The sequence below is a fragment of the Holdemania sp. Marseille-P2844 genome, assembly GCF_900120005.1.
In the GTDB taxonomy this organism is placed as follows: domain Bacteria; phylum Bacillota_I; class Bacilli_A; order Erysipelotrichales; family Erysipelotrichaceae; genus Holdemania.
The window spans coordinates 71,749-83,665 of sequence record NZ_LT635447.1 but is presented as its reverse complement, the minus strand read 5'-3'; the positions used below and the strand labels follow the sequence as shown (position 1 = coordinate 83,665).

Sequence of the window (11,917 nt, the reverse complement as noted above, 5' to 3'; positions counted from 1 at the left end):
AAATGAGAATAGAAAAGAGGAGAGAAAAATGAAGAAATGCTTTGCATTTTTGCTGGGGTTAATGCTGGCAATGACAATTACTCCGGTTTCGGCAGCTAACGGTCCTGAAAATCCTAATCCACCAGATCCCAATGATGCAACGACTGCTACTGCCGATGTTCTTAATAAACGGCAAGTAAGAAATCCTGCAGAACTAGCTGCAAATCTGGGATCTGGCGCATTTGACGGTAGCTGCGATATGTTATGGGGTGTAGTAACAAACAAGGTTGGGAGAACACATCAATCCAAGAGTTTTGCTCTTCAGTATCTTGAAGCAGAAGGTTTAAAGGCAATCAGGGAGCAATTTGAATCAGGTAATGCTGTAATTGTTAAGGGACATAGAGTTAAGCATGGAACAGGACTTTCTGATACACACTCTATAGTTTGCAACGGTTATGAAACATACTTGGAAAAGGGAAAGGATATATACGATCACTATATTACCAAATCAGGTTCGTTGCCTTACGGAACGATGGAAGAGTTTATGGTTGATTGGTATATTGAAGCGATTCATGTCTACTATTAAGCGATTGATCTCTGTATTTTGTTTGCTTATCTTGATTGCCGGATGTTCTGCTAAAGAAAATAATGGGGAACCAGCAGTTTCACCGCAAGCAGCATCAACAACAAAGCCAACTTCTGAACCAGGCATTCAGACTACAGTAGAGCCTGCGAAAGAACCGGAAGCTGCTCCAACTGCCACTAAGAAATCCGGATATAAAACTGAATCCCTTTTTAACGGAGTATTTGAATATTATGTAAAAAATCCATTGCCAGAACACATTGTTATTGAGAATAACGAATATGAAGATGGAATCGAAATACAAGTTAGCTATGAGAGAAACGATGGCGGTCATGAGTTAATTGTAACATACTATATACAAGATAATCTTATGGGATATTCCAGTGATGGAGCGCCGATCGAACGGTTGGAAAGTGAAGCTAAAATAAAAAAAGATGGATATTATGTTTTTGTAAATCCGGAAAATCCATATATTGAAGGAATTGATTTCTCTCAATATTCAGATGTCATTGTATTCGAGTAGATTTAAAGATGGTTTCTTGAAAAGAAACCATTTTTTATGAAGAATATCAGTTGGTTTTAATCAAAGAATTTATTATTTATTGGCGCGTAAACTAAATCCGAATTTCTCTCTTGAACTGTGAAGAAATTCAGTTGAAATTAGATCATAAGGATGAGGATAATTGTACTGACAGTATCTTTGTGCATAAGGGGGGACTTCTATTTCTGCGGATAATGAAATAAATGAACATGAAGACTGGTGCTTTACACTCAATGAAGGTACTGAATTGGGGAAATGTTTGAATGATTCGGACGTGACTTCTGGAATGAGATCCGGTTATATTTTGTGCGAACATTAAAGATTTTCAGGCGAAAACAATTTAAAATACAGCTTTATCGTACTAGCTAAGTTAAGCCTTCTTTGTTATATTTAATTGAAAGAGGTGGGAGGAATATGGATGTAAGTAAATATCCAAGAGATAAAATTGGATTGCTTATTAAAATATCGCGCATGGAACAAGGCTTGGAAAGAGCGGAATTATCAGCAAGAACAGGCATCAATCTCTCTCAATTATTTCGTATCGAAAATGGCCAGAGCGTTTTAAATAATTATGAAATAGATATATTATTTGATGAACTACTTATTGACAAGAAGCATTTTTCACAAAAAGATTCTTATCTTAATATGATATTTGATCAATATGTCGATAATTATATCTATGGATTAAAGCTGGATAATGAAATCCTTATGAAACAGGCTTACGAATTGGAATCTGATTATGAATGCTCGATCAATTATTACAAATGGGTATGTTTAAAATATTTTGATGGTGTAATTAGTCGACAAAATGACGATAAATTTCTAAGCCTTGAATCCATCATCGTTAAGGTTAAAGGTGGTTTTTCACCGATTGAGCAACAGTTATGTGGAATATTTTTGTCTTTGCGAAAAAGCAGGGAGTATAAGTATAACGAAGCAATTTCTATTTTAAACAGTTGTTTAAATAGTAATGATAATAAATTATTAGGAATAATCTATTACTATTTATTCACTAATTATACTCAAAATAATGAAAACGACTTGGCCTATTCTTTTCTGACTAAAGCGTTAGAACAATTTAAATTGGAAAATAACTTTATCGGAATAACGGAATGTATTTGTCATTTTGGAGTTTATTCTTCAAGAAAAGGGGCATATAAATTAGCTGAATCTTATTTTTACGAAGCAATTAAATTAGCCCGAATTTTGAATAAAGAAAATCTTATGGGGATGAGCTACTATAATCTATCTTGGTGTAAAATATGTGAAAAAAAATATGATGATGTTTATCCTATGGCGGAGAAAGCAATGCAATATATTGATGATGGAGATTTATATTTCAATATTGCCTTCGCCTATTATAAATTGCGTAAAAGCAAAGATCTCATTATTGAATATATTAAGAAAGGTAAAACAAGAGTAAATAAAAAAAATATTCTATATGAAGAATTCAGTTATATAGAATATGCCTTAGATCATACAAAAGAAGAGACTGTAAGCTATTTGTATACCATGCTGCATAAGGTAGAGAAAAAGGCAAATCGTGATGATTGTTTCCTGTTATTTACGGAATTATTGGATTTGCTTGAAGAATTACACAGGACAGAAGAAGTTGTCATTATTCAGAAATCTCTAATGGAGTTATCATAAGTATAGGTTCTTCTCAAAAAAATTTCCCGGGAACTGCTTGGGAATAGTTTCTTTCTCTTCTTTTCATTAAATCGAAACAGAGGTTGTTACACTCTGTCTTATAAACTTAAAAACGCGCTTAAATCAGGCATAATTTTCCTGAAACGCGTTTTTTCTGCTTATTTTTGACGATTCCAGAAGCCGGATTCGCGGAATAATGCAGGGTCGATCAGCTTGGGATCGTACATCACCTTGGCATGGTTGACAATCAGTTCCTGATCAAACGCCACTTCCCCGCTGGCTTTGTTGATCGCCTTGCGCCGCACGATATTATGCCGGTAAGCGCCGTCTTTTTCCCAGGTGAAACCGCTGTCCTGTTCGTAGATATGATATTTCAGCGGCTGCGGATGATCGCAGCGCAGCTCGCCGCACAGATAGCGCTCGTTTGTTTCGATCACAAGCTGAAATGTATCGGACGTTCGGTTTTCGACCCGGTAATCTAGATAGTTATAAACGATAGAAGTCCCCGTTCCAAACGGCACCTGCCGGCCGAAATCCGGAAACAGATCAAACCGGCCGTGGTGATGATGCTCGGTAATCGTCAGGGAGCTGTGCAGTACCATCCAGTGAATCAGATTGGTCATCTGGCACATGCCGCCGCCGATGCTGGAGGACGGATGATTGCCGGAGATCGTCAATCCTTCCCGATATCCTTTTTCCGCCGTGCACTCTCCGACGCAATGCCAGAACGAAAACGTTTCGCCGGGTCGGATCAGTAAATGCGTGAGTCTGGGCGCAGCCAGAGCCAGATTTACCGCCTTGTTTTCCTGCAGCTGCTGATCAACCTTGCCCAGCTTTCGTCGGATCAGCGAATTATGCTTGTTGACGACGACCGGCAGGCACGCTTCGCTGTACGTCTGGGCAAAGTGAATTCGATGCATCCGATCCTGAAAATTCCGCTTGAAGATTTCTTTTTTCCGCGAAAGCGCATAGGCCCGCGGACCCAACTGATATAGATGTAATCGCCGCATTTCCAATTTTTCCCCCATTCCGTCTGATTCTGATCAGAGATTACCCAGCTTTCTTTCGATCCCCGGGGAAAGATTTGTACAGATCTCTGAGTTTAGAATATCGTAACAGCTATATTTACAAATGTCAATGTAAGAAAACCCGGTTTTCCGCTTGTGTCCTGCGGGAGTTTGTTTATAATAATACACAGGAGGATTGTAATCGAATGAAAACAGTATGGAATAAAACGCAGGGTGAACAGCGTGAAGCCCTGTTTGCCTTCAACGAAGCGTATAAGCACTTTATTTCCGTATGCAAAACGGAACGGGAATGCGTGCGGGAAACGGTCCGGCTGGCAAAGGAAAACGGCTACCGGGATCTGAACGAGGTTCTGGCGGAAAACGCTAAAATCCAGGTCGGCGATAAGCTCTATGCCGTCAATAAAGATAAGGATATCGCACTGTTTGTGATCGGCAGTGAACCGCTGGAAGCGGGCATGAATATCGTCGGGGCGCACATCGACTCCCCGCGTCTGGATCTGAAGCAGCATCCGATCTATGAAGATCAGGGACTGACGCTGCTGGATACGCATTACTATGGCGGAATCAAAAAATACCAATGGGTCGCCCATCCGATGGCGCTGCACGGCGTCGTCTTCAAGAAAGACGGCACGCGGATTGAATTGAACATCGGCGAGGATGAAAACGATCCGGTTGTCGGCATCAGCGATCTGTTAGTGCATCTTTCCGCTGATCAGATGCAGAAGACCGGGGCGAAGGTCGTCGAAGGCGAAGACTTAAACGTATTGGTCGGAAGCATCCCGGCCGAGGGCGGCGAAGACGAAAAAGAGCCGGTCAAGAAAGCGATTCTGGCTCTGTTAAAAGAAAAATACAACATGGAGGAAGAAGATTTCCTGTCTGCGGAAATCGAAGTCGTTCCCGCGGGCAAAGCGCGCGATTACGGTCTGGACCGCAGCCTGATTTTAGGCTATGGCCATGACGACCGCGTCTGCGCCTATACCTCAGCGCTGGCAACCTTCGCGATGGAAAATCCGCAGCGCACCAGCGTTTGCCTGTTGGTTGACAAGGAAGAAGTCGGAAGCAATGGCGCCAGCGGCATGCATTCCCATTTCTTTGAGAACATTGTCGCGGAGATTCTCAACGCGATGGGCGATTACAGCGAGCTGAAAGTCCGCCGCGCTCTGCAGAACAGTAAGATGTTAAGCAGCGACGTCAGCGCCGGCTATGATCCTAATTATCCGTCGGTCAATGAAATGAAGAATACGGCGTTCTTGGGCAAGGGCATCGTCTTCAACAAATACACCGGATCCCGCGGCAAGAGCGGATGCAACGACGCCAATCCGGAATTCATCGCCGAGCTGCGTCGGATCATGGACGAGGAAGACGTCATGTTCCAGACCGCTGAGCTGGGCCGCGTCGATCAGGGCGGCGGGGGAACGATCGCCTATATCCTGGCGAATTACAACATGGAAGTCATTGACGCCGGCATCGCCGTGCAGAATATGCACGCCCCATGGGAAGTCGTTTCCAAAGCGGACGTCTATGAAGCCTACCGTGCTTATGTCGCATTCTTAAAGAAAGCATAAGCCTGAGATTACCTGAAAGCCAAATAAAACCGGTTTTCCAAGCTCCGCAAATTGAGCGGAACGAAGGGAAACCGGTTTTTTCTGAAGGTCAATAAGACATTTTATTTGCGAAATGAAATGAGAAGTTATTTTTCAGCCCACGACTTTCCCGGCGACAGGACGCCGCCCAGACCTTTGGCGATCAAGGTAAAATACCGCTCACGATCCTTGGAACTGTCTGGAAATTTACCGTCGGCAACATTGACGGCCAGGTTCAGCGTGGTGTCGATGACAAACTCCCAGAAAACCTCGGAGCGGATTAAAATTGCGCTTTTGTTTAACTCGACAAAATTGGTAAAAAAAGCGAAGGATTCAGTCTGGCCGCGCATGACGTCGTGAGTATAGAAGGAGGAATGGCGGAATTGTGAGTAGAATTTGGCGTGATCGCCATGCGACGCGAAATAACCGAAATACAAAAACCACAACTCGCGGATGCTCCGGCGCAGGGAAAACAACTTGACATCTGCCTGTTTCAGCTGCTCGTCAACCTGTCTGTCAACATGATAAAAACACGCTGTTAACAGCTCCGGTTTGCTGTGAAAGTAATGAAAGATGCTGCCCTCGCTGATTCCGCATTCCTTTGCAATTCTGCGTGTGGACAAGTTCACCAGTCCTTCCCGGGCGGCTTGGGCGATTGTAATTTCCAAAATCTGTCCTGCGTCTATCGTTTGTTTTCTCATGGTTTTAGTATAGATGATTTTACTGAAAAATGCGATTAAAAACTGTATTTTGTCATAAATTGGTTCTTTCGCTATGATAAACTCATTGTTAAGCGCATGCTTAATAATGATTGAGGAGAGAAATATGAGGAAGTTATTCCAGTTTTTATGCTGCATCGGACTTTGCGTGCTGCCTCTGGAAGCGATGATGCCGCCCACAGTATCCGCAGAGGCCGCAGGGGATGGCGCAAAGTTAATCGAAAAGGTTGAACTTTTATGCGGAGATTCCGCGTTAAATAACGGAGACAGCGTCGCCGCAGAAGACGCGTTAATTTTACGCTACACGCTGAAACCACTGGAGGAATCCATGAATCTGCCGGGCAGCGAGTGGGACATCGCAATCCCGGAATATATCGAAAACAGTCATCCGAATCTGAATCAGGAAATCAAGATTGACGGGCAGACGGTAGCGCACGTCACTGCCGGGGCGCAGAAGGATCAGATCAAGCTTGTCTTCGAAGAAGATCTGGGCGTCCTGCCAATTTATGCAATGAATTTTGAATTCAGCGCCAGATTGGACATGGATGAAATCGGCGGCCGGCAGGATGTGGAAATGAGTTTAGGGACAGACCGCTCCATTCGCCTGACCATTGCAGACAATGCCCTCAAGGATCCGGCCGTTACCGCAAAAAGCGGCGTCTATGAGAATTCCGGGACGATTGTCTGGACAGTTTCGTTAAGCAGGCAAATCGCGCCGTTTGATGAGGAACAGAATGCTCCGCAATATACGACGGGATTTCTGTTTTGCGATGAACTGACAGCGAAGCAGACCTATGTCGACAATTCGCTGACACTGAAAGTCGGTTCGCAGCAGACGCATCCTGCAGTTCAGGTCGACGGGCAGACGCTGCGGGTCACACTTGACCAGCCATTAAGTCAGGATGCAGTGATCACATACAAGACCATACCATCCCCCGCGGTGTTTATCGGTGACGATGGTCAGCTGGCAGATCCTTCCAAAGGGATGACCGTGACCAATACGGCCCAGCTCTGGCAGCCGGACGGCTCGGCAAAACTGTCCGAGGCGCAGGGGGAGGTGCGGGTCAAGGGCGACAGCTGGCTGATGAAAACCGGCGAAAGTTATGATCTTGTCAACAAGACGATGACCTGGAAGCTCGTCGTGCATACCCAGTCGCTGCCTTTTAACACGATTACCCTTTACGACGAATTGGAAGATCGCTTGAGCTTCAGCGCAGCGGACGCCAACGTTACGGTGAACGGAAATTCCGTTCCCTCTGAGGTTTTGTTAAATCCTGCCTTTGATGGGCGAAGCGGCGGTGATCAGAAACTGCTGACGATCAATCATCCGCAGGAAGCCGAATACGTGATCACCTATCTCACGCACTTTGATCTCGATCTGACAGCGCAGAACGTCAATACAAATCTGAACAACAAGGCGTGGCTGCAGATGAACTGGGATCCGGACGGCGCCGGTCCGGAACCAGCCCGCGATTACGGCACGCCGGTCATTGAAAAAAACCACAAGCTGCCGACCAGCGTTGTTGAAAAATCCGCGAGCTACAATGCCGCGACCCGCCGGATTACCTGGACAGTGACGCTGAATAAGAATCTTCTGGATGTTCAGGATGGAACGATTATTGATACCTTGACCACGGCCAATCAGAAATATATCGGCAACGCTCAGGTGATCACGCCGAAAACAGGGTATACGATCACAATCAATCCGCTGGCTGATAAGACAACTGAGACGACACAGGATTATGAGATTCTGATCGCCAACGCTGACGGTCAGACGAATACCTTTAACGAAATGATTGTGTTCCAGTATGAAACCGAAGCGACCGATCCGCTGTTCTATGCGGATAATGCGAAAATGAAATTTCATAACAAGGTGGCCTTCGGTTCCGATGCCATTCCGACGTTGACCGCCTCCGGCCAGCCACAGTTTTCCAGCACAGTGCTTCAGAAGAGCGCGGAAGGTTATGATTATCAAACTCATGAACTTCGCTGGAAGATTGTCGTCAATCAAAACGGTACCGAGCTGACAGATGTTCGGGTTAAGGATGCGCTGCCGGAGTATCTGCGGTATGTGGAAAACAGTCTGACTGTCCGGTATGCTTCACAAAACAAAGATGTTCCGATGACGCCGGTGATTGTGAATAACGAGCTTCAGATCGATCTGGGCACGCTGCATGAACAGGTCACACTGACTTTTAACACGGTGTTGGACGTGAATGCGACGAATCTGCCCGAGGGGTTCCGGTTTGATCAATCCAATACATCCAGCGACGCGAACGCTTTGTTAAAGCTGACGAACACCGCTGTTCTGGAAAAGCAGGAAGGCGAGCCAGTCAGCCACGGGACCAAGCTTGAGATCGCCAATACGGCATTTGACAAATCGAGCGTCGTTCACAGCGATCAATACACCGTCGACTATACGATCAAAATCAACCAGGCCGGGGCAGATCTCAGTACGGTCTGCCCGGACGGTCTTGTCATCACCGATACAATGAGTGAGGAATTACTTCTGGATCCCGACAGCGTTGTTTTAAAGCAAGCTGAAATTCAAGCCAACGGCGATTTCAAGGAAACGGATACGATTGAAGGAACAGCCGTTCAGGTCAATGGCAATCAGGCGGTGTTTATGCTGCCTGCCGCGCTGGATCTCAACGGTTCCTATGTGCTGCACTATTCGGCCTTTGTCAACGTCGCCGCCAAAGGTGAGTTTGCGCTGTCCAACCTGGCCGGGATGGGAGATCAGAGCAGCGGTTTGGCCAACAGCGATGCAATCCAGTTCCAGTCGAAATATTCCGCCGGTTCGGCGATGCGGATCCCCGGACGCGCCAGTCTGGAGCTGACGAAAACCGCAGCGGATGACAATACGCCGGTCACGGGGGCCGAATATGGTCTGTACGCAAAAAATGCCGCGGGCGAAACCTACCTGATGCAGAAGGTCGTCACCAACAGCGAGGGCAAAGCGCTGTTTACCGCGCTGAAAACAAAGGCGGGCGAGAACGAATATGTAGTGAAGGAATTGAACGCACCGCAGGGATTTGTGCTCGATACTACGGAATATCCAGTGACAATCACCGCGAAAGCGGGGACGATTCAGCTTTTGAAGGTCAGCGATGCGCGGCTGCGTGGGGAGGTTGTCTTCCTGAAACAAGATCAGTATGGCAAGCCGGTCTCCGGCGCGCTCTTTGCGATTTATAAAACGGAAAGCGGCAGCTTTGATGAAACGACGCAGCTTTCCCAGGCTGCCAGCGACGATCACGGCCAGGTTCATTTCACGGATCTGGAACTGGGCCAGACCTATGTGATCGCAGAGCTGAGCGCTCCGCAGGGGTATGAGAAAACGGACGAATTGTTTGAGGTTACGGTCGACGCCGACGGTGTTGCCAGTGCGCTGAGAGGTCAGGAAAGCGGTTTGGAAATTCACGCTGTGATCAATCAGAAACATCCGGCCCCGCCAGCTCCAGAACAACCAGAATCTGAAACGCCGGCGTCTTCGGCCCCGGCAGCCGTTCTGCCTTATACCGGAGATCGGGAGTTTGTGCTGGCACTGGCCGGCGGCTTCATTCTGATTGCCGCGGGACTGGCGCTGACATTGAAAAAGCGCCGCCACGGATGAAAGCGAAAATTTTCGGACTGATCCTGTTGGGCGCCGGGATTCTTCTGGTTTCCACGACGGTAGGCAGCCGGATTCTGGAACTGAAGCAACGGGAAGCGCTGATTGCGCAGACCCGCAGGACTCAGGGGATTCACGAAGAAGCGCAGACAACAGAATTCATGGATGACGATGCCCGATTCTCGTTCGCGGACGGCCCGGCGCTGCTGCGGATTCCGTCGCTGGATCTGGAGGAAGCGGTGTGCGAAGGCACCGCGGCGCAAACACTGAGGATAAGTCTGGGTCACATGGAAAATACCGGGGAACCGGGCGGTCCGGGCAACTGCGTGATCGCCGGTCACCGCAATGTCGTGGGTGGTTTCTTTCACGATCTGCCTTCAATCGCAATCGGCGCTGAAATCATCCTTCAACAAGGCAGCAGTTCGGTGGTTTATGAGGTCTATCAAACCCTGACCGTAACGCCGCAGGACAATTCTGTGCTGCTGAGCGATGGGACGGGTCAGCTGACGCTCATCACCTGCAGCTCGGCGATCGAACCGACGCATCGCTTCGTTGTCCAGGCCCGGCTGAAAACGACAGACTCATAAATTGCGAAAGCGATCCTCCTTCATTAACGATACTTAATAATGAAATGATTGACACAAAAAGCTCTTTTTCTTATGCCTGAGGAAAAAGAGCTTTTGTATTATTCCGAACCCGCGGCAGAAACCTGAAAAAAAACGAAACGCCGCAATCCTGCAGGATTATAACGTTTCGTTCTTCATGGGGTCTGGTTTAATTGTGTCTTGTTCAGATCATTCCATATCCGGATCGGTTTCGTCCAGATGGCCTTCATCCAGATAATACCGCGTATCTTTGACGATGACCTGGGTCAGAAGCAGCACGGCGATCAGATTCGGAATCGCCATCAGGCCATTCAGTGTGTCCGCGATCGTCCACACCAGATCAAGCTTCATCGTGCAGCCCAGATACAGCACGACGATCCACAAAACACGGTACGGCTTCAAGATCTTCTTACCAAATAAATACTCCATGCATCGTTCGCCATAATAACTCCATCCCAGAATCGTCGAGTAGGCGAACGTCAGGATGCCGAAGATCAACAGCGGCGTGCCGATGACGGGAATCTGCGCGAAGCACAGCGTTGTCAGTTCGCCGCCCTCCAGGCCGATCGTGGAGATCGCCGGGTTGGCGAGGATGCTGGAAACGAGCACCAGGCCGGTGATCAGGCAGACGACGACAGTGTCCCAGAACGTGCCGGTCGAGGAGATCAATGCCTGACGGACCGGATTGCGCGACTGGGCTGCGGCGGCGACGATCGGCGCCGACCCCATCCCGGATTCATTGGAGAACAAACCGCGTGCGCAGCCATACCGGCAGGCCGTCATGATCGTGCTGCCGATAAACCCGCCGGCCATCGCCCGGGGCGTAAATGCCGCCTGCAGAATCAGCTCGATCGCCGGAAGCAGATACGCCCGGTTATAATACAGAATGTAGAAGCAGCCCAGCGTATAAAATAACGACATGAACGGAACCAGCTTCTCGCACACGTTGGCGATCGACTTGACGCCGCCGAAGATGACTAAGAACGTCACGGCCGCCAGCACCAGACCGACCAGCGAAGCGTTGAAATGAAAATTGGTAACCAGCGCGTCGGCAATCGCATTGGACTGTACGCTGCAGCCGATGCCAAACGCCGCCAGCCCGGTTAACAGCGCGAACGCCACGCCCAGCTTGGGATGGCCGATTTTTTCCAGCACGACCATCGCGCCGCCCAGATAGGTGCCGTCTTCCGTTTTGCGGCGGTATTTGACGGCGATCAGACTTTCCGCATACTTGGTGGCGATGCCGAACAACCCGGTCAGCCATGTCCACAGCACTGCGCCCGGCCCGCCGGAAACGATTGCGGTCGCCACGCCGATGATGTTGCCGGTGCCGATCGTGGACGCCAGCGCTGTCGTCAGCGCCGCGAATGGACTGATATCCCCCTCGGTTTTATCCGGCGTGACCGATAATTTGATTCCCTTGAAGACCCAGCGCTGCACGCCGCGGGTGCGGACGGTCATCCACAGATGCGTGCCCAAAAGCAGAAGAATCAACGGCGGCCCCCATAGTACCGCGTTGAACTGACTGAAAATCTCATTTAATAATTCCATAATTCTAATCCCTCACCGATCTATTTTACCTCGGCGCAGGGGAATCGAAAAGTAAAAGTTATCGGGAA

Annotated in this window: 9 protein-coding genes; 6 read left to right on the top strand and 3 right to left on the bottom strand. The window is 48.0% G+C overall.

Annotation, left to right across the window (positions count from 1 at the left end):
• Nucleotides 1-28 precede the first annotated feature (28 nt).
• From BQ7364_RS00505 to BQ7364_RS00495, 3 genes are all read left to right on the top strand, one after another.
• A complete protein-coding gene (locus BQ7364_RS00505; protein ID WP_072682874.1) occupies nucleotides 29-565 on the top strand; it encodes a hypothetical protein in 537 nt (178 codons plus the stop codon).
• Nucleotides 566-587: 22 nt separating this feature from the next.
• Complete coding sequence (locus tag BQ7364_RS00500) at nucleotides 588-1,085, top strand: hypothetical protein (protein WP_139248515.1); 498 nt, start codon at nucleotides 588-590, stop codon at nucleotides 1,083-1,085.
• Between the two features lie 432 nt (nucleotides 1,086-1,517).
• The gene (locus BQ7364_RS00495) at nucleotides 1,518-2,753 is read left to right on the top strand and encodes a helix-turn-helix domain-containing protein (protein ID WP_072682872.1); all 1,236 of its coding nucleotides are present in this window, start codon (nucleotides 1,518-1,520) and stop codon (nucleotides 2,751-2,753) included.
• Nucleotides 2,754-2,911: 158 nt separating this feature from the next.
• On the opposite strand, the gene BQ7364_RS00490 is transcribed toward BQ7364_RS00495, so the two are convergent.
• Nucleotides 2,912-3,763 carry a VanW family protein gene (locus tag BQ7364_RS00490; RefSeq protein WP_072682951.1) on the bottom strand — a complete coding sequence of 284 codons (852 nt, stop codon included), beginning with the start codon at nucleotides 3,761-3,763 and terminating at the stop codon, nucleotides 2,912-2,914.
• A 203-nt stretch (nucleotides 3,764-3,966) separates the two neighbouring features.
• On the opposite strand from BQ7364_RS00490, the gene BQ7364_RS00485 reads away from it, so the two are divergent.
• Entirely contained in the window at nucleotides 3,967-5,346 is a 1,380-nt protein-coding gene (locus tag BQ7364_RS00485) for an aminopeptidase (protein ID WP_072682871.1), read from the top strand.
• 125 nt (nucleotides 5,347-5,471) lie between these two features.
• On the opposite strand, the gene BQ7364_RS00480 is transcribed toward BQ7364_RS00485, so the two are convergent.
• The gene (locus tag BQ7364_RS00480) at nucleotides 5,472-6,065 is read right to left on the bottom strand and encodes a TetR/AcrR family transcriptional regulator (protein WP_159432733.1); all 594 of its coding nucleotides are present in this window, start codon (nucleotides 6,063-6,065) and stop codon (nucleotides 5,472-5,474) included.
• 124 nt (nucleotides 6,066-6,189) lie between these two features.
• Between BQ7364_RS00480 and BQ7364_RS18560 the strand changes: the two genes are divergently transcribed.
• Together BQ7364_RS18560 and BQ7364_RS00470 are read left to right on the top strand one after the other, a co-directional pair.
• Nucleotides 6,190-9,696 (top strand): LPXTG cell wall anchor domain-containing protein, encoded by a 3,507-nt coding sequence (locus tag BQ7364_RS18560; protein WP_139248514.1) that lies wholly within the window; start codon nucleotides 6,190-6,192, stop codon nucleotides 9,694-9,696.
• Complete coding sequence (locus BQ7364_RS00470) at nucleotides 9,693-10,280, top strand: class D sortase (RefSeq protein ID WP_072682868.1); 588 nt, start codon at nucleotides 9,693-9,695, stop codon at nucleotides 10,278-10,280. The genes BQ7364_RS18560 and BQ7364_RS00470 overlap by 4 nt, the downstream gene beginning before the upstream one ends.
• 207 nt (nucleotides 10,281-10,487) lie before the next feature.
• Here BQ7364_RS00470 and BQ7364_RS00465 read toward each other — a convergent pair whose 3' ends face one another.
• The gene (locus tag BQ7364_RS00465) at nucleotides 10,488-11,849 is read right to left on the bottom strand and encodes an alanine/glycine:cation symporter family protein (protein ID WP_072682867.1); all 1,362 of its coding nucleotides are present in this window, start codon (nucleotides 11,847-11,849) and stop codon (nucleotides 10,488-10,490) included.
• Between the last annotated feature and the right edge of the window lie 68 nt (nucleotides 11,850-11,917).